The organism is Nostoc sp. T09, assembly GCF_002154695.1.
Lineage (GTDB): Bacteria > Cyanobacteriota > Cyanobacteriia > Cyanobacteriales > Nostocaceae > Aulosira.
This window is the reverse complement of the sequence record NZ_MTAV01000110.1, coordinates 11,782-36,362: the sequence shown is the minus strand read 5'-3', so window position 1 is coordinate 36,362 and position 24,581 is coordinate 11,782. Positions and strand designations below refer to the sequence as shown.

Below are 24,581 nucleotides of genomic sequence, written 5' to 3'. Positions count from 1 at the left end.
TTGGCGTCCTTGGCGTCTTGGCGGTTTGTTAACTCCGAAACAACCTTGTATACTGCGTCTCATGCTGCATACTAGCTAAAGACAAACCCCAACTACAACAGCCGAGTTCATCATCCTCCAAAGCCAAAATTTCTACCGCCGCAACACTCAGTAATTCTTGTAAATCTAGCAATAACTGCTGTCCTGCTGTTTGTCCTAAAGGAATGAGTTTCACCCCAGCAGTAATTAAATTACTTGCCCAACTATGCAGATATCCTAATAAAGCAGCGTTCACATCTATTTGCCAATGAGCAGCAGCAATACCAAAAGCGATCGCATAATTGCAAGGATTACCAACAGCATTCAGCGTTGGCATGATTTCTGGATGTAGTTTACCAAGTAACTGAATAAGCGATCGCCCCATTTGCCAGCTAGAGGTGCGTAACTCTTCTGTTTCCCTAGCAGCAGATAACCATTTATTCCAATAAGCTAAAGTCTCTAAATCGCCAATTTTCGCAGATTTGTAAGCACGTAACATCACCGCCGCTTCGACTCGAATTGCGCCATAACGCAGTTGAGAATATAACCAATCTTTGAGGTTTTGCTGATTAGCGTTCGCACCTTGTTCAACTAGAGTTTCCAAACCTTCAGAATAACTATATGCTCCCACAGGTAAAGCTGGGCTAGTCAGCTGCAAAATCGATAAAAAAGAGTTATCAGTGAGCGTGATGTCCATAAGCTCCCTGTTCTGGTTGAAATGGTACGATTTCTTCTTTAATTTCTAGCCCCAGTTGTTCCAACATTGTGCGTAAAACTGAGTCTGTAGATAAGCGTAAATAGTTAATTGTAATTTCTACAGGTACATGACGATTGCCTAAATGATAAGCTGCCCTGAGTAATAACTGTGGTGTTTGGGCAAAGACGGTCAAAACTGGTTCTGGTTTGGCGCTAATCCTAATTAAATTAGTTTGGGTTTCATCCTCGAGAATATCACCATCTTGCAATACTGTTCCTCTAGGTAAACCCAAAAACACAACTTTGCCATCTTCTGTTTCCCAACGATGACGACTGCGGCTGCGTTCTTCCGCAGTCAGAGAGAGGGTAAAGCTAACTAAAGCATCAGGATCGGGCGGTTTACGTTGGGTAAACGTCAACATAATTAATAAAATTAAACTGGCAAATTTGTATCTGGGTGAATTGTAAACTCACATTCCGCTTTGTGAAATAGTAACTCGTCGGCGCACAGGTAACCGAGCATCAATGTTTATGTTGTAGTCTAAACAGTAAGTTCTCACATCGCCTGCGGCAACAATTGCCCAGCCTAGTCGCTCAATGGCGTACTCAGTCGAACATGACCCAACACCGTGTACAAGTCTGTGCCTTAAATCAAATGCTTTTATCAGTCCCTCCCAATAACTGATTACTGTATTCAAGCTTTTATGCGTTACTGGAGAGGCTTTATCTAATCCTCCTTGAACCACCTCTTTTTTCCACAGTTCTTTGTAACGTTTGAGTCCGTGACACTGTTCGAGAGCTTGTCGGATCTCATAATTTGATGAAGTTCCTAACGCAATTATTGCTCTCCTTACTGTCCATTCAAAGTGGATAATTGCTAACAATTCAGCTAAAGCAGGGTCTTCATTGGATAATTGCTTAATCCTCTGTTCGCGATTGCTGCTGGCATCTTTCACTAAAAACAAAATTTAACCCCTATAAGTATCAGAGTTTTTTTACAAACTTACTACTTAGTCATAACAATGTTTTTAGCAATTGACATCTTTTAAGAGCTTTTCGAGGTTGGCCCCGACAACCATTTCTCATGCAGCATTTATCAAGACAATACTAATTGTGTAAATACAGCAAATTACAACTTGGTGAGGTACGGATAATCGTAGGGGCACAACATGTTGTGCCCCTAACCGTGTACTTCATTTAACTGAAATACGCTATATGAATCAACAGTTCTAGGAAATCTCCAGGTTGAACCACTTATTCAGCTTTGTTTGTCTACTGGAACCAAGATGTAGGCTGTCTGGTCATCAGCTACGTTGGCCTTTTGACTACTAGGCTGCTCATGCTCAACTACACTACTAGCTAGGTCTACTGTATTTTGGACAGTATCACTAACACTGACAGCTGTACCCTTAACAGTAGATACTGTATCTTGAACAGTGTTATTAACTTTGACTGATGCCACCTTGACGGCGCTTACTGTATCTTGGACAGTATCGTTAACACCCTGAGCTGAAGTTTTGACAGCATCCCCTACATCTTTTGCAGTGTCGTTAACACCCTCAGCTACAGTCTTGATTGCCTCTCCTACACCTCTTACAGTTTGGTTCACACCGTTAGCTGCACCTTTTACCCCATTTCCTAAACCTTGGATAGTTTGGTTAATTCTTTGGGCTGTGCCTTTAATACTTAAAGCAACGGCTACTGCGCCCAATGTAGCACCAACGATCGCTCCCATTGCTACTTTAGCTAGATCATTCGTGCCCCTATCACCTGTATAAGTCTCAGATTCTTCTGTTACCAGATCAATGTCGCCTTGGGACTGATCTAAAAGCTGCTGGTTTCCATTCATAGTAATTTTCTCCTTTGTCACAAAATCACTTAAGGCTGATCTATCTTTAGTATTTCTAAGTCCTGAGAACTCAGGAATACTTGTGCTCTCAGGACTTATTGCTCAGCAAGATTTGCTGAAGTTCGCACTAATGAAGTCTTGGTTTGGAATATCAGCTATCTGCTTCTAACATTCAGTCAAGCCGAGCAATTTCTTCTTCCAGCGAATTCTCTTCTAAAGAAGTTAGGTTATCCACATCTTCTGTGGTAACTGAAGTAATAATCAGTCCCTCTGTCTGCTCTGGAGATGAAATGTAGAACATCGACTCACGGTCTTGTTGACCTATGCCCATTTGATCATTCCTGTTCTGCTGGCTACCTGTCATCTGGCCTTGAGATTGATAGCCCTGATTCCCAGATGGTTGGAAATCGTTAACTCTATCCTTGGCTGATTCTGCTGTACCTTGCACAGCTTGGTTAACACTCTGAGCTGTATTCTGTACTGCGTCCAGCGTACCTACTGTAGTTTGCCTAGCTACATCAGTGACGTTCTGTGCTGCATCTTTTGCGATGTTGGCTCCAGCTTGTACAACTTGACTAACACCCTGAGCTGTATTCTGTACTGCGTCCAATGCACCTGCTGCGGTTTGCTTGACTCCCTCAGCAACACCCTCTGCGGTATCCAAAGTACCACCAACAATAGCTTGGCTAGCACCTTCAGCAACACTCTTTGCTGCTTCGCCTAAACCTTTGGCTGTTTGACCAAGACCCTCACCAATAGTCTTTGATGCTTCTGCTATACCTTTAACAGCAATGTTCAAGCCCAGACCGATTCTTCTACCAGCCAAAGCTCCTACAGTAGCACCAATGAGTCCTCCTATTAGTGCTCTAGTTAAGGTAGGATTTATACCTCTATTTTCTGAACGAGTATCAGGTTGAGGCGTACTTCTAGAGGCATTTACATCTCTAGCTACTCCAGCACCTTGGTTTAGGTTAGTTGAACCTGAATAAGATTGACCCGTTGTCGTACCACTATATCCAGTTCCAGATACTCCAGTACCTTGGTTTACGTTACTTGAACCTGGATAAGATTGACCCGTTGTCGTGCCACTATATCCAGTTCCAGATACTCCAGCACCTTGGTTTATGTTGGTTGAACCTGGATAAGATTGTCCCGTTGTTGTGCGGTCAATATATTCGTTTCCAAATACTCCAGCATCTTGGGTTGCATTACTTGAACCTGGGTAAGATTGTCCCGTTGTTGTGCGGTCAATATTTCCACTTTGGTTGTTCAAAGCCTGGCTGCTTTCTACCATATCATTGGTCTCCATAAATTAAAAAGGATTAACAAACATTAGATGAATGTTAATTATTGCCAGCTATTAACCTAACAATTACAAACAAAAACTTAATTACTCTAAAGAAACACATAATTAAGTGAGTTTTTGTCTAAAGGAGTAGTTTTTAAATCTAAGTTGCTAGTAAAAGAACAAAGAAACAACAGCTATCATAAAATTCCTTGCTGAGACTGGCTCACAGAAAAAAATGGTTAACAAAATTATTACTATTTACTGTAGCGTTTACGACATTCAATTAATTAATTGACATAAGAAAATAGGCGTATAACGTCGCCTATTGCAATAATCTTGAGAAACGCTGCATAATAGCTAAATTTTTTCGCGTAAATCAGTAAAAAACTTGTAAATACATGGCAGAGCATGGTTAAAATACTTAGATATTACCTAAGTTTTGCTTCAATATCGTTCACATGCGATCGCAAAATCTGCCATTAGATAGAAATAGCGCTAACACAAGTTACCCTTGGGTAAAATAATCTGCTCCTCTTTATTAAATATGTTAAGCGAACTCATCTATATATAGTTTATTAAGTGTGTCTAGCGAGCGCAAAATCATATAAATGATGTGCCATTTGCAATTTAGAACAAGGGGCAATTTCTACCTGATTTCCTTGTTTATCTAAAAATATCGCCTGATTATTATCGCTGCCAAAACCAGTATCGGTTCTGTCGATGGGATTAGCAACAATCACATCTAATTTCTTAGTTTTTAATTTTTCTAAAGCAGGCGCGACAATATCGCCAGTTTGGGCAGCAAATCCAATTAATTTTTGATGAGGCTGCTTTAGTTTTGCTAATTCACTAACAATATCTGGTACAGGTTCTAGAGGTAAAGATTGGGGAAGCGATCGCTTGGGTAATTTTTCTGTACTATAATCTCTGGGTTTGACATCTGCTACCGCTGCGGACATGACTATGACATCTGCACTGGCTAAATACTCCCGCATGACTTGCTGCATTTCCTCCGCATTAGTCACGGGAATTGCTTGCACTCCCAAAGGGACATCCCAATTGGCTGGGCCATGTACTAAGGTAACGTTTGCGCCTCGATGGAGTGCTGCTTGTGCTAAAGCCAAGCCCATTTTACCTGTGGAAGGATTGCCGATAAACCTTACTGGGTCAAGATACTCTCGCGTTCCCCCAGCACTAATTAATACTCGTTTACCTACTAAATCTCGTTTCCCACTCGTATGCAATAGAGATTGAATATAAGTCAAAATCTCTGGCGGTTCTGCCATCCTACCAGCACCGATGCGATCGCAAGCTAATAATCCCGATGCTGTACCCATCCCATGATATCGATTATCTGTCAATAATTGCCGCCAATTGCGCTGTACAGCCTGCTGTTCCCACATATCTGTGTTCATCGCTGGTGCTAACAGCACAGGACAAGTAGAAGCCAGTACAGTATTTGTCAGTAAATTATCAGCCATCCCATAAGTTAACTTGGCTAATGTATTGGCGGTTAAAGGTGCAATTACCAACAAATCTGCCCATTCACCCAATTCAATGTGTAATGGACGAGAGTGAATTGGTTGCCAAAACATATCATCCGTATAGGCGGGATGACGGGAAAGGGTGGCTAGAGTTAGGGGTGTAATAAATGCTTGCGCTGAATTGGTGAGAATTACGCGCACTTCTATCCCAATTTTAAACAGCGTCGAAACAAGCTCACAGACTTTATAGGCGGCGATACCGCCGCCTACACCGATTAAAACCCTGTGCAATTTTGGATTAATGGCTGATGGCATAGAAAAATTAGATCAAGTAGGTAATACATTACCCCGATCATCTCTGATTCTAGCCAGTCAACCTTAATCGCAAATCTACAATTTAAGCCTCATCGTAGGGTTCTAAGTCTAAGAGGTGGATATAGGGTTCAACTAACTCCGGACGCTGAAATGCGATCGCTCGCAGTAGATGCCAATCATTCAAACCCTCAAAAGCATTGCTATAATTATCCATCTCTAGACGTGTAGCTAACTCTTCAACTTCTGCCATAGTCATGGCATCAATTTCTTTCCTAGAAATGCCTAGAGTTTTCATAATGCTTGCCCCTCCCTTTTGCAGCATTGGCACCCAGCATGGGTCGGGTTGTGCTTTTCACGGCCACCCAATATATCTTACTCATTAGATGGCGTGGATTTTGTAAAAATTTTCCGGAATTCTACGATATTTTGTAAAAAAATTGCAACCGAGACTACTCAATTGCATTCACCACAAAATTCCGTAGCAGGTCTAACATTTGCAATCCGATTTCATGACCCATATCAAATTCTTCGTACTGCACTGCAACCCCCAACGCTTCAAGGGTTTGTCGTGCCTTCACAGCAGCTATTAATGGTACAACTTCATCCTGTCTACCATGAGTAATTAATGTTGGTGGAAAAATATTTTTAGTGACCTTTCCGGCCTCAGGATGTAAATAACCACTCATGGCAACTAAACCTGCTAGAGGCAAGTTTAATCCAACATCCAAAGTCATTGCTGCCCCTTGAGAAAATCCACTCAAAACTGTCCGCGATAAAGGTACACCAGTCACACTTTCCAAAGATAGCAACCAATCTGTGAGTATTTGCCGACTTTCTGTTAACCCCTGATACATATTTTCTGACCTCAGGTCATACCATGCCCTACCTACGGGAGCATAGGGATAAGGAAAAGGACCATTAGGAAATACAAACTGATAATCTGGCAAGTTAAAAAAAGGCAATAAAGCTGCCACATCATCGGCGCTGGCACCCCAACCGTGTAAAGTAACGATTAAGCCTGATGGTGCTTGCTCTGATTCTGGGGGAACGGAAATAAATTCTAAAGTTTGAGTCATTAGTTGGTGGTCTTTAGTCAGGGATCAGTATTAAAGTACAACCGACCACCGACAAAGGACAATCCTCTTGCCAAGTATAGGAAATTCTTTCTTTCTGTTCCCAGGCTTGCCGATATGAAAAATTTCATCTTTTGCAATTCTTCTTGGTGTTCTTCATGGCTAGTAAAATAATCTTCTGCCTTCATTGTTTATACCAAAGGAAACTGGGGAATTATGGCGCGTCTGGCTCTGCTGAGTGTATCCAACAAAACTGGTTTAATTGACCTAGCTCGTAGCTTAGTTGAAGAATTTAACTTTGATTTAATTAGCAGTGGAGGCACAGCTAAAGCAATCAAAGATGCGGGAATACCAGTTACAAAAGTCTCTGAGTATACAGGTTCGCCGGAAATTTTAGGCGGTCGAGTTAAAACCTTGCATCCCCGGATTCATGGCGGTATTTTGGCAAGAAGAGATTTTCCTCAAGATGTGACAGATTTAGAAAATAATCAAATTCGTCCGATTGATTTGGTGGTCGTCAATCTTTATCCTTTTGAGGAAACTATTGCTAAACCAGGCGTGACATTACCAGAAGCAATTGAACAAATTGATATTGGTGGGCCAGCTATGTTAAGGGCTGCATCCAAGAACTTTGCCCATCTGACAGTGTTATGCGATCCCGCCCAATATGATGAATATTTACATGAATTACGTCAACATGATGGCGCAGCTTCCCTAGAATTTCGGCAAAATTGTGCCTTAAAAGGCTTTTTACATACTGCTAGCTACGACCAGGCGATCGCATCTTACCTCGCAGCAGCACAGCATGGTGACTCCTCTTTACCTCAGCAATACAGTCTTTCTGGTCAACAACTGCAATCTCTGCGTTATGGCGAAAATCCCCACCAAAGCGCTGCTTGGTATGAAACAGGTACTACCCCAACTGGCTGGGCGGCTGCAACAAAATTACAAGGAAAAGAACTCAGTTACAACAACTTAGTTGATTTAGAAGCAGCACGCCGAATCATTACGGAATTTACAGATGCTCCCGCCGCCGCAATTCTCAAACACACTAATCCCTGCGGTGTGGCTTTAGGAGATAGCCTCAAAGAAGCTTACGAAAAAGCTTTTAATGCTGATGCTGTTTCTGCCTTTGGGGGAATTGTTGCTCTTAACCATCCAATTGATGAAGCTACAGCCAGTGAATTAACCAAAACGTTTTTAGAATGTGTGGTAGCACCGGGTTGTGAAGGAGATGCGCAAGCAATTTTGGCTGCTAAATCTAAAGTCCGGGTTTTGATTCTACCAGATTTGAGTAGTGGTCCTAAAGAAACAGTCAAAGCGATCGCAGGTGGTTTTCTCGTGCAAGCTGCTGATGATGCGATTTCTGACGCTAGCCAATGGCAAGTTGTCACCGAACGTCAACCTACCGAGAGTGAATTAGCCGAATTGCTATTTGCCTGGAAAGTTTGCAAACACGTAAAATCGAATGCAATTGTCGTCAGTCGCGATCGCGCTACTCTAGGAGTAGGTGCTGGACAAATGAACCGCGTCGGCTCAGTTAAAATTGCCCTCGAACAAGCTGGAGACAAAGCTAAAGGTGCATTTCTAGCTAGCGATGGCTTCTTTCCTTTCGATGACTCAGTTAGAACAGCAGCATCTGCGGGAATTACTGCCATCGTTCAACCAGGAGGAAGCTTGCGGGATCAAGATTCCATCAAAGCTGCCAATGAACTAGGTTTAGTGATGGTGTTAACAGGGGTGCGACACTTTTTACACTAATTTTGTGCCCGTGTTTAGTACAGTTGATAAACTGTCACCTAATTTACTTGTAATTTTCGGGAACAACTGATATTTTATAGTTGTGTGTGAGGAGCAAGTTAAAGATAAAAAACGTCTGGGGTGGAAACACGGCAACACTCCCAGGCGTTTTTTAATTGGTATACAGAGATTTTATTCTTTTTCATCTCATACCAATTTAAAAAAAAATGCGACTGAAATTCCTGTTTCCCTATCTGATGATTTCATCTTAAATGCTCTATCTGTCGCAAACATTTTTGAATTTGGTGTTATTTTCCGAAATTAGCAACTCAAGCGTGGTAGTAACTACCAGAGCGCCAATTTATAACTAACTTCTATAACTAACCTTACAGGGAATATAGCCCCAGCAAGAACCCGGTCGTTGTGACCGGGTTTTTGCTAAGAGTATTTGTCGTCAGCATCGCATCCATCGACAACAAAAAACCCCGGCGAAACTAACCGAGGCTATCCAGAGAAGAACAAATGACGAACAGAGATACCGATAGCGAAATCAAAAAATCTTAGCTAACGCTCAATGCAACTAAAACTAAAGTAGCGACCATTAAACTAGCAAAAACACCTTGTACAAGGTATTTACGTTGTTGCCAAATTGCAGGGTATTCAGCGTAATGCATCTGGGGTTCAGTTGCGTAGTTGTTGAGAACGCCGTCTTCATTAATAGTGGTATACATAGTTGTTTTCCTTTATTTGTTACTTTATGTAAATAAATTTAACAATATTGTTACAAACAGTCAATATGGCTTGACAAATAATTTTAGATGATATTTATAAGGCTTGCTTATGAAGTGCATAGACACTGACTCCGGCAAAGAAGCAACTTGTATGTCTATAGAACTCTAGAACAGTAATGAGAAAGCCAATCTTTTCACCCTTGACTATGGTTATGCTAACTACGCTGACACTCACCAGTTGCAGCACCATAACTACTCACCAATACGAAGCAACAGCGCTTACCACTTATACATGGCAGGTTAAATATGCTAACAACCTAAGCAATGAACCATCACCGCAATTTGAAACCTTTGCTACCACTTCCTTGCTCAACCGCAATGGCTTAAAACCAGAAGGAGCAGTTACTGGGCCTGATGACCAAGGTCTATGGTGGCCTGCGCTACCACCACGTCCTTCAGTAGATGAATTGGAACAACGTAAAAAAGCCCAGCAAGAAATAAGTAAGCCAGAATTATTGAAAACTGTAGAGTACAAAATCACCTATGGAGTAGATTCCCAACAGAGGACATTACCCACTAACTACGATGTCTACCGACAGATAGTGAAAGCGTATCCATCGCGCACTCCCTTGCATCTGACTTTGGGAGTTGACGATAACTCAGTGGAGAAAGCTGAGCCTGTTGGCAATTAAACTTACTCAGGAATTAACGAATCCCATTCCGGGAAGGTGGTTGAGTGAGAACAGAAGTTGGTCGGGGAGGAACTTGATTTCGCAACAGAAGTAAAGGAATACTGAGAAATCCTAAAATCATGACTACTCCGGTAATTATCCAAACTGATAACCGATTGGGTTGATAGTCACCTCGTTCAATTTGCCAGAAAACCTGGTTATATCGCCACGCTGCTAAAGCAATTGTCATAATCCCAACAATTACTAAGACAACCCCCAAATCTTCAGAACTGAATAAAGAATTTGCAGGAGTGTCTCGTTGTGTTATGGCAGAATTAAGCTGACGCAAAAATAGACTAAATCTAGCCAGCGCAAAACCAAAGCCAATTAATGCAATGGAAGTCCGTAGCCAAGCTAAGAAAGTACGTTCGTTTGCTTGATGCTCACGTTGACGGTCTATTTTCGATATTTTATTCATCAGTTTCTTCGCATTTCACACTCCCCCGACTGAATATACATAAGCGGTACAGTAGAAAAATTCATCTCCTAAATGGTACAGAATATCATTAAGAATTCTGACGTTACCAGAAAAACTGTCTGCTGGCAGAGACTTTGAGCAAGGGCAATAGTTCATAATAGTAATCAGCTATCAAATAGGTAGGGTGCTGCTATGTTTCGTGTAACTCAAATTATTCGGAACTTGTACCTTCGCATTGAAGGTTTTGTCTCTGTTGTTTTGAGAAATATTGCTAATTTTTTCAAAAATTTCTTTGGTTTTTTTGCCAACCTCTTTGGCTTGACAGAATCTGGTTATTTTTTAGATTCCGATCAGGCACAAACTCTAAAGCGATCTGAAACTCAAGAGAAAATAGAATCCAAGCAGGATATTACTACTGAAAATACCGCTACTAATCGCCGCCGTTCTAATGCCAAAATGGACTACTATATCAAGATGGCTCGTGATATTAAAAAGAGCTAGGGGCACTTAACGCCGAGTGCTCTAGGTAATAATGGACATATGGAATTAACAATTTGGTTAGGGCGATTTCTTCTAAAATAGGGTGCAGACGATCATTTTAAAATCTGGCTCACAGTTGCTTGGCTCTTTAGCTGATCAATCACAGCAAAACGAATATCCCGTTTTTCGGCAATCAGCTTAATACCAGATTGTTGAAGATTTAAGAAATCTAATCCTTTTTCTTTACCACTGATTAAAAAGTCATTAATTGCAACTTTGTAAGTCCTTTTGGGGTCAAGAGGTTGGCCTTGAATTAACCAATTTCCTGAACTTCGTGCTTGGCTAATTTTGGCTGTTTGCAAATAGCCACCAGTACCTTTATTGGCTTGACCTTGATCCAATACCCTTTTTAACAGCGCACCATTCATCTCTAGCGCTACAACTTTGCCGCCGAAAGGCAGTATCCGAATTATATCGTACTGGGTAATCGGTCCTGGTGGAATAACATCATCAATCCGAATTGAACCACCATTAAATACGGCTAAATCTGCATCTGGTACTTCCTTCAACATCGCCGCCGCAATTAACTCTGTCAGCTGCGTAGATTTATTGCGGACGCTAGATTCTAAACCATCTAAAGCAAAGGATAATTTCGCAATTACCCGTTCTGGTTCAAAACCATTGGCGCGAAACGCCTGATAACCTCGTTCTACCCATTCTTTGACTACGCTTAAAGTTTTGGGTTCGTCGGGAATTTTATCGGTAATTGCTACTAGTCGGGAGTTAATCTGGAGGCTTCTTTTGATAGTATCGTAGTTCAATTGGTGAACGTAGACTGTACGCGCATTAGCATCTGCTTTAAAAATCGGTGTAAAATCCCGACCCCGCCATTGCTGGATATTTTCATGCTCGTGACCACCGAGAATAATATCAATTTCTGGTACAGTTTCCGCTAGGATGCGATCGCCTTCAATTGGTAGATGGGTGATGGCAACTACAATATCAACTTTACCCTTCAGTGCCTTCACTTGCTGTTTGGCTGTTTCAATTGGATCGGTATAACTAACGTAATTAGGCTGATTACTATTAAGAGTGAGGCCAATTAACCCTACCCTAACCACAGCACCGCGATCGCCTTTGACATTAAATATTATTGATCGAGGTACACCTTTGAAAGGTTGCCCTTTGCTATCTAAGACATTACCCGACACCCAGCGAAAACGAGATTCTTGCAAACGTTGATAGAAAAGGTTTTCCGGTAGGTCAAATTCATGATTGCCAAAAGTTGCGTAGTCAAAGCCTACAGCATTCATCACAGCTACCATTTGCTGACCAGCTAGCGGTGTACCGTTAATTTTGGCAGTTCCCAAAGCCGATGGACTAAAAGCATCTCCTGCTAACACTGTGTATGTACGGGGGTTAGCCTTATAAAGTTGTTGCCTTAAAGTAGCGACCCGCGCCAAACCGCCGCGAGTTCCACCCTCAACTGGTGTAATTTCGTAAATATCATTGAGTTGCAGCAGGTTAATATTAACTATTTCTGCCATTACAGGCGTAGCTAAAGCTACTGTCGCTAATACCTGTAAAACTAAGCCGCAACCCTTCCAGATAAGTTTCATTTTTAGCTTGCAAACCCTTACACTCTACGGAATTGATTTTAAGGGTTTTTATCGTTCTGGAAAAAGCGATTGCCTCTTTTATTGAGATTTTGCAATCAGTCCATTGCCAATAGCAGGTTGTCCCTGAGTACCGTAGCGATTGACTGCGGAAATAGCTATACTATCAATTTGTGATTGAGAATCATGGCTATCAAATAAGTAGGAAGTTTGCCAGCCAGGGAGGATTTTTGTACTCCATTGATTGCCAGTTCTAGTCTGCATTACCCACAACCAGACATTCTTTTGTCCTGTAGATTGCCAAGTAAGTTTGCTGATTTTACCTGTAGTTGCATCTCGATCAATTTTCAGGGCAGGTTGAGTAGGTACTGACTTATTTAACCAGGGAGAAGCGGGAACCAGTGCAGGAGTAGAGTAAGCTTGCTTTTCTAGCAAATCGGAAATGCGATCGCGATTTTGCATTAAAGGCTTCATACTGTAGTGAATGTTACCCGTTGCTCCTGCAAAACCTCGCGTTGTCTTAATCTGATAGAGAATTTCATTTGCGGGCCAAGCAGCTGAACTACGGTCACCTATACGACTCGTAAAATTACCCGGCCAGATATGTCTTCCTAGTTGGTTTTGTTTGAGCCACCAATTCAGCAAAACAGGATAACTTTGTTGAGTTTTCTCAATTTTCCAATACAACTGGGGTGCAAAGTAGTCTAACCACCCGTTAACTAACCATTGGCGGGAATCAGCATATATCTGCTTGTACGCATCGAAAGTCCCACCACCATCAACACTTTTTGTCTGAGCAGGATAGCCTGGTCGCCAGATACCGAAGGGACTAATACCTAACTTGACCCAAGGTTTATCCTTTTTTATCGCTTGATAGAGACGCTGTACTAATGTATTAATGTTTTCCCGCCTCCAATCATCGCGGTTGAGTGTCCCGCCAGATTTGAGGTATCTCTGCCAACTTGGTGTGTCGGGAAAATCCATAACACGCCTGTTAGCATCTCGTTCTGGATATGGATAAAAATAATCGTCAAGATGAACTGCATCTATGTCGTAGCGCTTGACGACATCCATAATGACTGTGAGGGTGTAATCCTGAACTTCCGGTTCACCAGGATCTAGCCAGAGATATTTGCCATATTGCTTCACCCATTGAGGATGAAGCTTGCTGACGTGGTTCGCAGAAATAGGCGATTTGGATTGGGGATGATGGGCGCGGTAGGGGTTGAACCAAGCGTGCAATTCTATGCCGCGCTTGTGCGCTTCTTCAACTGCAAAAGCTAAGGGGTCATAATCAGGTAAGGGTGCTTTCCCCATCTCTCCCGTCAAAAAATCCGACCAAGGTTCATAGGGAGAAGCGTACAGTGCGTCAGCAGCAGGGCGTACCTGTAAGATGACTGCATTCAGCTTTAAAGCAACAGCGCGATCGAGCATTGCAATCAGTTCTGCTTGCTGCTGTGATGTTGTTAATCCCGGACGGGAAGGCCAATCAATATTGGCTACAGAAGCAATCCATACACCACGGAACTCGCGTGTTGGCGAAGGAGGGAGAGACTGAGATCGCGGCTGCGGAACTTCTGTAGACTTAACAGAGGGGCTAACTAGAAGTAATAATCCACTAAGGCAAATTGCTTTTAAGTAGCTAGACATCAGATAAAGTAAAGTTTTAAGAAAAATCAATAGCAGTCCGAACTAGTACAGCAAGGCGGAAATAAAGCTACCATACCCTTCTCCTTTGGAGACGCTAACGCGAACGGGAAGCCGCTTTGCGTCTACAAGATACACAAAAAGCATAGGTTATCAGTTTTTTGACTTTTGATTTCGGACTTGCGCGTAGCAGTACTAGGCATATAAACCATTGGAGAAGCAATTGACCCTACCTCAACGTCTTAGATCTCTGGATGTGTTTCGTGGTTTTGCGATCGCCTCAATGATTCTAGTCAATAATCCCGGCAGTTGGGATGAGATTTATCCGCCGCTAGATCATGCCGAGTGGAACGGTTGCACACCCACAGATTTAATATTTCCTTGCTTTCTGTTCATTGTCGGCGTGGCGATGCCTTTTTCCCTGTCCAAATATACAAAAGAAAACCGTCCTACTCAGGCTGTTTATTGGCGAATTGTACGTAGAGCTTTAATTTTATTTGGACTAGGGTTATTTTTAGCGTTATTTTCCTTAACTCTGGATTTCTGGCTAAATGGTGCCCCTGCTGACTCGTTCGCCAAGATTCGGATTATGGGTGTATTGCAACGGATCAGTCTAGCTTATCTAATAAGTGCGATCGCTATACTCAACCTGGAGCGCCGTTCTTTATGGATACTAGCGGCAATCTTGCTGATTGGGTACTGGGCCGCAATGCAACTGATTCCCGTTCCGGGTTATGGTGCTGGTAATTTGACACCAGAAGGCAATTTGGTAGGGTACATCGATCGCTTAATTTTAAGACAGCAACACTTGTTAGCAGGAAAACCCTTCGATCCAGAGGGTTTACTGAGTACCTTACCTGCTGTGGTTAGCGTTCTCGCTGGTTACTTTACTGGGGAATGGCTGCGGCGGCAACCTCACCAAAGTCGCACCAGTATTAATTTAGCTATTTTTGGTATTAGTTGTATTTTAGTCGGGCATTTGTGGGGCTTTTTATTTCCTATCAATAAACAATTGTGGACAAGTTCTTATGTAATTTTCACCGCTGGTTTTGCGCTGTTATTTCTGGCTGCTTGTTATGAATTAATAGAAGTACGTGGTTTAAAGTTGTTAGGCTTTCCTTTTGAAGTAATGGGATTAAATGCTATCTTCGCTTTTGTAGCATCTGGTTTTGTCGCCAGAATATTAATTAAAACTCACATTGGTAATGGTAGTGATGCCCCAACTACATACACTTGGATTTATGAGCATTTATTTAAACCTTGGGCAGGTTCACTGAATGGTTCTCTGTTATTTGCTATCACAACCGTAGGTTTTTGGTGGTTGATTCTTTATTTTATGTATCGCCGTAGTTGGTATTTCAAAATTTAATCCCCCAATATAAGAACCCATTGGCGATGCCTGCGGCAACCTTACGGAACGCTTGCAGGTATATTAACGTTTGCTTACCTCAATAATTTTTTTTACAAGTAAGAAATCCGGTTTTTAGTGATTCCTCCTTGAGGCATAACTTATATCAGATTTTTTTAAGTCGTGGATAAAGGGATTGATATCGCATCCAAGCCTCTTCTAGGGACCGATCAACTGATTGGGGAGTTGCAGCAAGGGTTGGGGTGGCTGCCAGTTTGAGCGTGTCATTAGCATCTGCGTATACGCCAATTCCGATACCCGCCAGTAGAGCAGCACCACGCGCGGAAGCAGCAGTAATGTTAGTTGCATACAGGGGTATTCTCAATACATCAGTTAGTAATTGTTTCCAAGGCATTTCTACGGTTCCACCACCGGCTAAACGCAGTTCTGTGGCTGTAAAACCTGTTGCCTCAAGCGCTTCAAAACCTTGTCGCAAAGCAAAAGCAACTCCTTCTAAAGCCGCCCGCATCAGGTGCGCCTGTGTGTGATGAAGTCCAAGCCCTACCCATGCCCCACGAACATAAGGGTCAAGGTGTGGAGTCCGTTCACCCGTAAGGTATGGCAAAAATGTTAACCCTTCACATCCTGGGGGAACAGAAAACGCTTTAGTATAGACTTGCTCCCAGCTCAAGCCGAGGATACCTCGCACCCACTCCAGCGCTAACCCGGCATTTTGCATTGCTGCCAGAGTGTACCATTGGTTAGGTACGGCGGCTCGATATAGGTGTGTACGACCATGAGGATCGAGAATTGGTTGGGAGCGAGGTGTAATGATTTGAGCGCCTGTGCCAATGGTTAGTTGAACCAAACCAGGCTCTAGTAGACCGTTACCCAGTGCGGCTGCGGCTGTATCCGCAGCACCAGCGATAACGGGTAAGCCAACTCTTAAGCCAAGATGCTCTGAAGCAATAGCTGTCAAGTAACCTGCGATCGCACTAGAGGGGATAATTTTTGGTAACCAATCACAACGTAGATTCAGCGCTCTTATTGCATCCATTGCCCAGTTGTCCGACACAATATCGTAAAGCAAAGTACCACTAGCATCAGATGGTTCGGTTGCAACTTCTCCAGTCATCTGTAACCGTAGCCAATCTTTTGGCTGAAGCGCCCAACGCGCTTGGGTATAGACAGTAGCCTCGTGTTCTCGTAGCCACAGCAAGGTTGGACCCGCCATCCCAGCCGTAATCGGGTTGCCCAATCGCTCTAGAATCGTGGCATCAAGCGAATGATAAGTGTTTTGCGTGGCACTAGAGCGAGTATCTGCCCAGAGGATAGCAGGACGCAAGGGCTGACCAGACTCCGAAGCTAGGACAACACCATGCATCTGTCCTGAAAGTGCGATCGCCTTTACCCGATCGGCGTGATTTCCCACTGCCTTTCTAACAGCGGCGCCAACAGCTAACCACCAATCCCCTGGCTCCGACTCAGCCCATCCAGGGTGGGGTGCATGAACAGGATATGAGCTTGACGCTTCACCTATTGCTGTTCCGTCTGTAGCTAGCAGCAATGCCTTAGCAGAGCCTGTTCCTAAATCTATGCCAAGCAGCATTAGGCTAGTCCTCAAATAGTTACAGCTTAAGAATAAAAATTTAAAGAACTCTTATTTCTCAGATTCTACATATTCAGATCCCCCTAAATCCCCGAATTCTGGCGGACTTTGAAATCCGGTTCCCCCTAATTTTGGGCTATGCATTACGGAAAGGTAGATTAATTATCTTCTGCAAGAGTCGCTTTGGGCGATAGTTTGTCATCGCTTCCCACCTGTTTAACCTCAGTCGTACCTTTTGGTTCATTTACCGGACGTTCGTTATTCCGTCGTGCGGCGCGATTGCTCAAATAAGTTAACCAGGAGGGCGACCAAGCTGAGTGGCTGTCCTTGCCAAATGCCCGCTGTTTGCCAATTCCACCCGGTTCTGGTAACAGGCGATTTACCAAACTGAATAAATTGGTACTCAGTCCGGGGAACAGGGCATAGAATTTGACCGAGAACCAGGTTGGCAACGGCACAATGACTTCCGTAGCACCTCGACGTAATCCGGCGATCGTAGCACGGGCAACCTTTTCGGCGCTGGCAGAAATCAACGGTAGTGAATCACCAATGCTAAACCAGGCATACTCCTTGCGGTGCTGACCTTTCATTACGGCATGATCCACAACGCCAGTACGAATGAAACCAGGGCATACGGTTGTAACAGGAATTCCATCTTTTGCTAACTCGGTTCGCATTCCTTCCGATAACCCAACCAGGGCGAATTTGCTGGCGCAATACCCGACCATGTGCGGCGATGCTAGTTTTCCCCCAATCGAGGAGATATTTACAATTCGTCCACTCTTTTGCTGCCGCATCTCTGGCAAAACGGCATACATTGTGTAGAGTGGTGCCCAGAAATGCAGTTTCATCATATCGTCGTAGTCCTGCATAGTTAGGGTTTCTACTGGGCCGACAATGTCTGTTCCTGCATTGTTGATGAGAATGTCGATCGCCCCATAGCGGTCTTTTACCTGTTGTACCATTTGCTCAACCTGAGCTTGATCTGTCACGTCACAGGTTAACGCGAAAACTTCTTTGCCTCGTTGATCCAGTTCAGTTCGTGCCCGTTCCAGTTCTGCTTCATCCCGCGCACAGATTGCTATACGTGCACCTGCATCAATCAACTGGCGCGCCATCACCAGTCCCAATCCACGTGAGCCACCTGTAATCAGAATGGTTTTACCTTGCAGTTGGTAAATCCGTTCGCGCCACCAGCGATCGAGCAATATGAAAATGGGTAGTGATGCGATCGCAAAGGCGATGAGCCTAAAAAGGCTGTCATAGTTGATATGCATTAATCAAAAATTCCTGCGATAGATTTGTGAACAACTCAGGCACCAACGGTGACGCGATCGCTGATTTCCATTTCCAGAACTTCTTCAATGCGTTGAATGCTTACCGGAGATAGTTGCTTACCCGATGCACTAACGTTTTCTTGTACCTGTGTTGGTTTGCTTGCGCCGATGATCACGCTGCTAATTTCGGGATTGCGTAAGCACCAGGCAAGCGCCAGTTGGCTCAGGCTCAACCCTTCCTGCTCGGCAATGGGCAACAGTCGCTGCACCTTGAGCAACTTTTGCTGATCCAGTTCCCCATTGTTCAAAAACATATTTTGTTTGGGGTCACTTGCCCGTGACCCCTCCGGTAATGCTTGATTGGGTTTGTATTTACCAGTCAGCAAGCCTTGCGCTAAGGGAGAGTAGTTGATTATGCCAATTCCTTCTCGACGGCACAAAGGTAATATTTCTTCTTCAATCGAGCGATCGAACATGTTGTAACGAGGCTGATCGGATGCGATCGGTGCGAAATTTGCCAACCGGGTCAAGTCAGTTGCATGAGCGAGTTGTCCGGCACTCCATGCAGAAACCCCGTAATAAAGGATTTTTCCCTGTTTCACCAGATGATCAAATGCCGTCAGGGTTTCAGCCAGCGGTACGGTTGGGTCATAACGATGTGCCTGGTAGAGGTCAATGTAATCCAGCCCCAATCGCTTCAAGCTGGCATCACATTGCTCTAAAATATGTTTGCGTGATAGCCCGCGATCGTTTGGCCCATTGCCCATTGGGAAATAAACTTTGGTTGCCAGAACATATGATTCACGCGGGTACTGCCTTAGCACCTTACCCACAATTTTTTCGGCTTCTCCCCCAGCATAAACATTTGCTGTGTCAAAGAAATTAATTCCCAAATCATACGCTTGCTCAATACATTGACGGGCAGTATCTTCTGCCGTTGCACCACCATAGGTGAGCCATGACCCTAAACAAATTTCCGAAACCCGAATGCCGTGTTTACCTAACTGCCGATATTCCATAAGTTATCTCCTTTTCGCCAAACCTCCGTTGACTTCCCTGTGCTGTCAAAACCAATGCTAAAATTTCGCACTTCAAACAGGATGCGATCGAGTGATGGCGATCGCATCGAGATTAATTCTTTAAGCCCACTTTAGAAAACGCTGATGGCTAGGTTCTCTTTCATCAGGAAGAGACACCAGTTCATCAATAGGTGAACTTATGATAAAAACTCTTGTAGCCAAACTAACAAGTATAATTCTTTACTGTATGTAGAAATTATTAACCTGGCAGATTTTCGTATGCGATGCAAGGAGAATGTAAGTAGAGAGACGCAAAAAACCGAAGTATGTAACTAAAAGTAAAGTTGGCTAAAAAACGTCAGTTCAGGTTAAGGAGGTTTATTAAACGTTAAATGCCTGAAACAGCGCAAGCAGGTTGACAGATCCTAGAATCAAGCAACGGAGTAATGAGGGTTTCAGATTATCCCGAACTCAGGTTATTTATTTGGAAGTCCCTTAGCCACCATCCCCCGATAAATTTAGCTCCCCATAAACATTGATATCAAATGTAAATTGAATATGGATATATTTGTTGGGATACCCTGTAGGCAAAGGTGCAAAGGGCGCAGCTCGCTGTATAGCGTTGAGTGCGGCTTGATCGGTGACGCTAAATCCAGAAGTTTGTGCAAGCTGGATATTGCTCAGTTGACCTGAACGGTTAATACTAAAGTTAAGCACCGTTCGCCGGTCAGAATCGCTCAATCCTGGTAGCCACTGCTGCTTCACGCGTTGCTTTAGTTGCTTTAAGTAAGAGGTGATATCTATATCTTGACTTGTGGCATCAATACCAGAAGGAGCTTGGTTGTTGCGGTTGGAATTAGGTAAGGCTGCCAGATTATCACCGCTAAAATTTCGACTAGATACACTTACAGTACCACCCAGCAAGCTTGCTGCACCTGTGTAATGAGAAGGCCGAGCTTGAGATGGTGTTGGCCGACTTAATCTAGTTCCCGCCTGTCCTAAGTTATTAGGATTGGATACTGGTGATCTAATAGCTCTTGAAAGCGCTGTTTTTCTCGGTAGATCTGGCGGTGTTGTGATTGGCGCTACTGCAATTTTTTTTGGTTTGGGTGCTGTTGGTATAATTGCACTTCTGAGCGCTGTTGGCTCAACTTTGGGCACTGGTGGTGTGGTTGGCGTTACTGCAATTTTTTTTGGCTGGGGTGCTGGTGGTATGGTTGCAGATGCGAACTCTGTTTTTCGCGGTTTGGGTTGTTGAGGAGATAGATTTGGTGATTCCGCTTTCTGCTGCCTTGGTTCTGGCTGGAATACCTTGAGGGGAGATAAGGCTGTTAAGTCCTTTGGACTCTGAACAGAGGTTTTATGTGCATCTATTGGCGGCTTGACAGCAGAGACAGGCCTTTTTGGTAAAGCTTTACCACCCGCAATTGAATCTTTAGTAGCGCGGAATGGAGTTTTTTGGGGTATCTGTGTTTCATTGGGAGAAACTTCAACTACCTCAATTGGAATTTCTTGTTTAGGCTCAGGCATAAAAGCTCTGAGCCAATATTTGCTTACCATCAGTAAAGTAGAGTGTAGCAAGATGGAAGTAACTAGACAAAGAAGCATCTGTGCTGGGCGCACGCTCCGATAGCGTTGAAATTCATGAGAAAAAGCCATGTTATTGTGCTTTCACGTGATAGATAACAGCCTCAGTAGTCTATTTCCATTCTTACAAGCTTCACCGATACTCTTAGCACAGGCCAAATAAAGTTCTACTTAGTTTTGGTTTTAGTAGTTACACACCTTGGTAAGGTGCTAGGGCTAAAGTTTTCGTTTCTCCAGCAAGAAGAAAGCGATCGCAGATGTTAAACAGTTCTACCTCAGTCTGCGTCTGTCGCATCAGCCGTAGGAAATGCCCTTGGGCATCAACACTTAAGGCAATGTAGTTGAGGAACATTTTGAGGTAGCCTACGCGCGCTCGCTCTGGTATATTTGGTGCTTTAGGGGTCTGCCATAAACGCTCAATATAGTTGCGTACCTCTACTAAAGGAACGGGCGTGATCGGCTCTCCTCGCAAAGCTTGCCGAATTTGATTAAAAAGCCAAGGATTCCCAATTGCCCAGCGTCCCACCATCACACCTGCCGCGCCCGTTTGGGAAAGCACTTCTTGGGCTTTGGTCGCTGAGTAGATATTACCATTGGCAAGCACTGGACAATGAACCCGTTTGACCGCTTCAGCAATCAAATCATATTTCACTGGCCCGTGGTACATGTCTTTGACTGTGCGACCATGCAAACTCAGCAAATCAATACTGTGGCGATTGATTATATCGAGAATTGAGTAAAAAGTATCTGTATTTTCAAAGCCTACACGCATCTTAACGGTCAAAGGGCGATCGTTGACTGCCTGCCGCAGTTCTCCCAAAATCCGATCCACTTTTTCTGGTGAGAGCAGTAATCCACCCCCAACTTTTTTGCGATAGATTCTGGGTGCTGGACAGCCCATATTCAAGTCAACTCCAGCGATATTATAGGTGCAGAGTTCCTGTGCTGTTCTTACCAAGTCAGGAATGCTTTCGCCGATCATTTGCGCAAAAACGGGGCGACCTGTGTCGTTTTCGGTGATTGCTGCCAGAATGTCACGATTGAGCCGTGAGGTCTCATTCACGCGGAAATACTCAGTGAAGAAGTAGTCAGGGCTGCCGTAGTGGGCAATGACCTTCATAAACCAGAGGTTTGTTACATCCTGCATAGGCGCAAGAGCAGTGAGGGGTAAGTCTCGTTGCAGCGATTGGGGGAGCGATACCTGGGACGACATAGAGATGAAGAGCGTTCGACAAAGCATCACTCTATCAAAAAATCGTTGCTGTCTAAAATTGGAAAAAGTTTAGCTTTCAAATCAATACCTTTGTAGCGCTTGGCATCCCGCCTCATGCTTCAACAAATCAAAGGCGGCAACTCATACCAATTTTATGTAAGGTTGCGCTATATTCGCCCTCAGGCTGGAAGCCTGGAGCTACAAAAACAAAGCCCACCTACGTGGGCTAATTAGGTGCATCTTCATACAGAAACGGTATCAGGTAAGTCCCAGCCTTCATTAAAGATGAGTGTGGTTTCAATGCCACCATTGCTGATAAATAAGTCACTTGATAATTGTGGCAAATGATTTCTGTATTGTGCCATTGTTTTTCTCCTGAAAGTTCATCTAAGTAGAGAGACGCAAAAAAACCGAAGTATGTAACTAAAAGTAAAGTTGGCTAAAAACCTCTTCCCCTTCGGGTGACGCTCGTACCTCGCTAACGCTGCGTAACGTCACTTGACGACAGTTGCACGCCAGTTGCTTCAACGCGACGGCACTTCCTACAAGTCGGCAAAGCCGCCCAACGGAGTGCCTTGGGAACCCGCGCAACGCACTGGCTCCTCAAGTCGGGAAACCCGCCCACGGCACTGTCTCCTTTATGCCGGGGAACCCGTCCACCGCAGTGACTCACCTTCTGCCATCTGCCATCTGCCATCTGCCTTGTCATAACGACAATTTTTAACGCTGACCTACTTAGTTCTATTTGATTTGTGAACTTGCTTGTAGAAGAAGTCAACAGAGAAACAAGGGAGATATGGGAAGTCAATTAATAGCGCGTTCTTTTCAAGAATTAACCCGGATTTCTATATCAACAGTAAAATCATAAAAATGTAAAATTTAATGTAGTTTGTTGAAACTCAATGGATTTACTGTTATTTTTCTTCACAATTTAAAATAAAATTATTCTTATATTTAGGTTTCTATAATATTAATTATATAAAGTTTAGCGCTATAAAAATTCAACCGCCCTCAAACAATCGAGGGCGGCTTTGTACTCTATATGAATTAGTTAATTTACAACTATGAAGAATGCTAATTCTGAAGAACAAGCATACTTAATGTTCGCTTTATCTGAGCAGCCTTGTTACTCTAACATCGTACTCAGTGCCTTGTGGATGCTCGCTTCTAGCCTTTTGAAACGCCATGCCATCAGCTGTTTCTTTTGAAGGAGCGTCGATTTCGTACCTTGTTGTTCCGCGTTGAAAGCTATTGTTCGGCAGGTCAATAAATTCCTTAATATCAACCAATACTTCGTATGTATGAACCATTTTGGAACCTCCAAATGTGCAGTCTGCACGCGAATGGGGAACACCATAAGTATATGAGCATACAGATGTGTCAGTTCTCAAACTAATACAATTCTTTATTTAATATGCAGATACTGCTAATTATTTTGTTAAGAAAATTAGAGCCAGCCTCGCTACAGATAACCCACTATAGGACTCATATTTGATTTTTGAATAAAACTCAGTACAGTTTTATTCCTTCTTCCCTGTTCAGTAATCAAATCGGATTGCTATATATATAAGGTTTGTTGAAGCTTGGGTATTGAATGCGATCGCAAAATTGGATGATGCTACAACTCTATACTTTCGTTGTCCGATTTTGGCAATGAATTGACATTAACAGCTATTTCTCGACAAGCACCTTATTATAACTATTAGATATTTAAGAACTCCGAATCCAGATCGTCAAATTCAATGCAACGCATTTCTGTTGTTGGAACAAGTGGTTCAGGTAAGACGACTTTGGCGCAGCAAATTTCTCGGCGTCTCAACATTCCCCATGTGGAACTAGACTATCTGCACTGGGAACCCAACTGGGTAGAAGTGCCAAATGAAGTCATGCGATCGCGAGTTTCTCAAGCACTGTCAGGTAATAGCTGGGTTGTAGATGGTAATTACAGCATAGTACGCGACATTGTTTGGGCAAGAGCTGACACCGTGATTTGGTTAGATTATTCTTGGCCAGTGGTAATGAGTCGAATATTATGGCGGACACTTTCGCGAGTAGTCACACAACAGGAAGTCTGCAATGGTAACCGCGAAACATGGCAAACCACCTTTAGCCGTGATTCAGTGATTTTGTGGGCGCTGAATACTTATCATAAAAAGCGCAGAGAATATCCGCAGCTATTTACCAAACCTGAGTATGCACATCTGAGAATTGTACATTTGCGATCGCCATCAGAATGTAAAAAATTATACTGAGCCTTCAGTTGCGATCGCTCTTAGAATTCGGGCTGTTGAAGCTAAAGTTTAAATAGCATCTAAAATAAGCATGAGCGCCTATAGATTAGCAAAAAGGTAGATTATGTCTATATTTATTGAAATTTTTGGAAATATACAAGTTTACCAGTTGTGAAGCTAAATTCTGAATCAGAAACTTAATTTACGAGTC

At 43.3% G+C, this 24,581-nt stretch carries 26 protein-coding genes; 5 read left to right on the top strand and 21 right to left on the bottom strand.

The genetic code is table 11. The annotated features are described in order from the left end of the window. Nucleotides 1-28: 28 nt before the first annotated feature. The 8 genes from BV372_RS21710 to BV372_RS21675 all read right to left on the bottom strand — a co-directional run bounded on the left by BV372_RS21710 (nucleotide 29) and on the right by BV372_RS21675 (nucleotide 6,726). Nucleotides 29-715, bottom strand: a complete 687-nt coding sequence (locus tag BV372_RS21710; protein WP_086688568.1) for an urease accessory protein UreF — start codon at nucleotides 713-715, stop codon at nucleotides 29-31. After that, nucleotides 696-1,136 carry an urease accessory protein UreE gene (ureE, locus tag BV372_RS21705; RefSeq protein ID WP_086688567.1) on the bottom strand — a complete coding sequence of 147 codons (441 nt, stop codon included), beginning with the start codon at nucleotides 1,134-1,136 and terminating at the stop codon, nucleotides 696-698. The genes BV372_RS21710 and ureE overlap by 20 nt, the downstream gene beginning before the upstream one ends. Nucleotides 1,137-1,184: 48 nt before the next feature. Next, nucleotides 1,185-1,670 carry a hypothetical protein gene (locus BV372_RS21700; RefSeq protein WP_256973378.1) on the bottom strand — a complete coding sequence of 162 codons (486 nt, stop codon included), beginning with the start codon at nucleotides 1,668-1,670 and terminating at the stop codon, nucleotides 1,185-1,187. A 302-nt stretch (nucleotides 1,671-1,972) separates the two neighbouring features. Continuing rightward, entirely contained in the window at nucleotides 1,973-2,563 is a 591-nt protein-coding gene (locus BV372_RS21695; RefSeq protein ID WP_086688565.1) for a hypothetical protein, read from the bottom strand. Between the two features lie 172 nt (nucleotides 2,564-2,735). Next, nucleotides 2,736-3,857, bottom strand: a complete 1,122-nt coding sequence (locus BV372_RS21690; protein WP_086688564.1) for a hypothetical protein — start codon at nucleotides 3,855-3,857, stop codon at nucleotides 2,736-2,738. Between the two features lie 569 nt (nucleotides 3,858-4,426). Beyond that, on the bottom strand, nucleotides 4,427-5,650 hold the full coding sequence (coaBC, locus tag BV372_RS21685; protein ID WP_086688563.1) for a bifunctional phosphopantothenoylcysteine decarboxylase/phosphopantothenate--cysteine ligase CoaBC: 1,224 nt from the start codon (nucleotides 5,648-5,650) through the stop codon (nucleotides 4,427-4,429). An 82-nt stretch (nucleotides 5,651-5,732) separates the two neighbouring features. Further along, nucleotides 5,733-5,945, bottom strand: a complete 213-nt coding sequence (locus tag BV372_RS21680) for a DUF2555 domain-containing protein (protein ID WP_086688591.1) — start codon at nucleotides 5,943-5,945, stop codon at nucleotides 5,733-5,735. A 154-nt stretch (nucleotides 5,946-6,099) separates the two neighbouring features. After that, complete coding sequence (locus tag BV372_RS21675) at nucleotides 6,100-6,726, bottom strand: alpha/beta hydrolase (RefSeq protein WP_086688562.1); 627 nt, start codon at nucleotides 6,724-6,726, stop codon at nucleotides 6,100-6,102. A 213-nt stretch (nucleotides 6,727-6,939) separates the two neighbouring features. Between BV372_RS21675 and purH the strand changes: the two genes are divergently transcribed. After that, complete coding sequence (purH, locus tag BV372_RS21670; RefSeq protein WP_086688561.1) at nucleotides 6,940-8,484, top strand: bifunctional phosphoribosylaminoimidazolecarboxamide formyltransferase/IMP cyclohydrolase; 1,545 nt, start codon at nucleotides 6,940-6,942, stop codon at nucleotides 8,482-8,484. 539 nt (nucleotides 8,485-9,023) lie between these two features. Here the strand turns inward: purH and psb34 are convergent. Further along, on the bottom strand, nucleotides 9,024-9,194 hold the full coding sequence (gene psb34 / locus BV372_RS35360; protein WP_143845233.1) for a photosystem II assembly protein Psb34: 171 nt from the start codon (nucleotides 9,192-9,194) through the stop codon (nucleotides 9,024-9,026). Between the two features lie 176 nt (nucleotides 9,195-9,370). Between psb34 and BV372_RS21665 the strand changes: the two genes are divergently transcribed. Further along, nucleotides 9,371-9,886 (top strand): hypothetical protein, encoded by a 516-nt coding sequence (locus BV372_RS21665; protein WP_086688560.1) that lies wholly within the window; start codon nucleotides 9,371-9,373, stop codon nucleotides 9,884-9,886. 13 nt (nucleotides 9,887-9,899) lie between these two features. Here the strand turns inward: BV372_RS21665 and BV372_RS21660 are convergent, their stop codons facing one another. Then, on the bottom strand, nucleotides 9,900-10,343 hold the full coding sequence (locus BV372_RS21660; protein WP_086688559.1) for a YidH family protein: 444 nt from the start codon (nucleotides 10,341-10,343) through the stop codon (nucleotides 9,900-9,902). Between the two features lie 192 nt (nucleotides 10,344-10,535). On the opposite strand from BV372_RS21660, the gene BV372_RS21655 reads away from it, so the two are divergent. Then, entirely contained in the window at nucleotides 10,536-10,844 is a 309-nt protein-coding gene (locus BV372_RS21655) for a threonine dehydratase (RefSeq protein ID WP_086688558.1), read from the top strand. Nucleotides 10,845-10,936: 92 nt separating this feature from the next. Here BV372_RS21655 and BV372_RS21650 read toward each other — a convergent pair whose 3' ends face one another. Both BV372_RS21650 and BV372_RS21645 read right to left on the bottom strand, forming a co-directional pair. Then, a complete protein-coding gene (locus BV372_RS21650; protein ID WP_086688557.1) occupies nucleotides 10,937-12,442 on the bottom strand; it encodes a bifunctional UDP-sugar hydrolase/5'-nucleotidase in 1,506 nt (501 codons plus the stop codon). Between the two features lie 78 nt (nucleotides 12,443-12,520). Beyond that, on the bottom strand, nucleotides 12,521-14,089 hold the full coding sequence (locus BV372_RS21645; RefSeq protein WP_086688556.1) for a glycoside hydrolase family 10 protein: 1,569 nt from the start codon (nucleotides 14,087-14,089) through the stop codon (nucleotides 12,521-12,523). 220 nt (nucleotides 14,090-14,309) lie between these two features. Here BV372_RS21645 and BV372_RS21640 point away from each other — a divergent pair, with 220 nt between their 5' ends. Continuing rightward, nucleotides 14,310-15,455, top strand: coding sequence for an acyltransferase family protein (locus BV372_RS21640; protein ID WP_256973373.1), 1,146 nt, complete (start codon nucleotides 14,310-14,312; stop codon nucleotides 15,453-15,455). A 145-nt stretch (nucleotides 15,456-15,600) separates the two neighbouring features. Here the strand turns inward: BV372_RS21640 and xylB are convergent, their stop codons facing one another. From xylB to BV372_RS21610, 9 genes are all read right to left on the bottom strand, one after another. Next, nucleotides 15,601-17,043 (bottom strand): xylulokinase, encoded by a 1,443-nt coding sequence (gene xylB / locus BV372_RS21635; protein ID WP_086688554.1) that lies wholly within the window; start codon nucleotides 17,041-17,043, stop codon nucleotides 15,601-15,603. A gap of 158 nt (nucleotides 17,044-17,201) precedes the next feature. Next, nucleotides 17,202-18,320, bottom strand: a complete 1,119-nt coding sequence (locus tag BV372_RS21630) for an SDR family oxidoreductase (RefSeq protein WP_086688553.1) — start codon at nucleotides 18,318-18,320, stop codon at nucleotides 17,202-17,204. Between the two features lie 35 nt (nucleotides 18,321-18,355). Then, nucleotides 18,356-19,339 carry an aldo/keto reductase family protein gene (locus tag BV372_RS21625; RefSeq protein WP_086688552.1) on the bottom strand — a complete coding sequence of 328 codons (984 nt, stop codon included), beginning with the start codon at nucleotides 19,337-19,339 and terminating at the stop codon, nucleotides 18,356-18,358. After that, entirely contained in the window at nucleotides 19,321-19,446 is a 126-nt protein-coding gene (locus tag BV372_RS37775; protein WP_256973371.1) for a hypothetical protein, read from the bottom strand. Before BV372_RS37775 ends, BV372_RS21625 begins: the two co-directional genes overlap by 19 nt. A gap of 388 nt (nucleotides 19,447-19,834) precedes the next feature. After that, the gene (locus BV372_RS21620) at nucleotides 19,835-20,869 is read right to left on the bottom strand and encodes a TonB family protein (protein WP_179198182.1); all 1,035 of its coding nucleotides are present in this window, start codon (nucleotides 20,867-20,869) and stop codon (nucleotides 19,835-19,837) included. Nucleotides 20,870-21,116: 247 nt separating this feature from the next. Beyond that, complete coding sequence (locus tag BV372_RS21615) at nucleotides 21,117-22,139, bottom strand: tRNA-dihydrouridine synthase family protein (protein WP_086688550.1); 1,023 nt, start codon at nucleotides 22,137-22,139, stop codon at nucleotides 21,117-21,119. 242 nt (nucleotides 22,140-22,381) lie between these two features. Continuing rightward, nucleotides 22,382-22,504 carry a hypothetical protein gene (locus BV372_RS37770; RefSeq protein ID WP_256973370.1) on the bottom strand — a complete coding sequence of 41 codons (123 nt, stop codon included), beginning with the start codon at nucleotides 22,502-22,504 and terminating at the stop codon, nucleotides 22,382-22,384. Nucleotides 22,505-22,617: 113 nt separating this feature from the next. Next, nucleotides 22,618-22,848: a hypothetical protein gene (locus tag BV372_RS35350; RefSeq protein ID WP_143845231.1), complete on the bottom strand. Its 231-nt coding sequence runs from the start codon at nucleotides 22,846-22,848 to the stop codon at nucleotides 22,618-22,620. A gap of 400 nt (nucleotides 22,849-23,248) precedes the next feature. Continuing rightward, nucleotides 23,249-23,449, bottom strand: coding sequence for a hypothetical protein (locus BV372_RS21610; protein WP_086688549.1), 201 nt, complete (start codon nucleotides 23,447-23,449; stop codon nucleotides 23,249-23,251). Nucleotides 23,450-23,881: 432 nt separating this feature from the next. On the opposite strand from BV372_RS21610, the gene BV372_RS21605 reads away from it, so the two are divergent. Next, complete coding sequence (locus tag BV372_RS21605) at nucleotides 23,882-24,391, top strand: EutP/PduV family microcompartment system protein (RefSeq protein ID WP_086688548.1); 510 nt, start codon at nucleotides 23,882-23,884, stop codon at nucleotides 24,389-24,391. The last annotated feature ends 190 nt before the right edge of the window (nucleotides 24,392-24,581 follow it).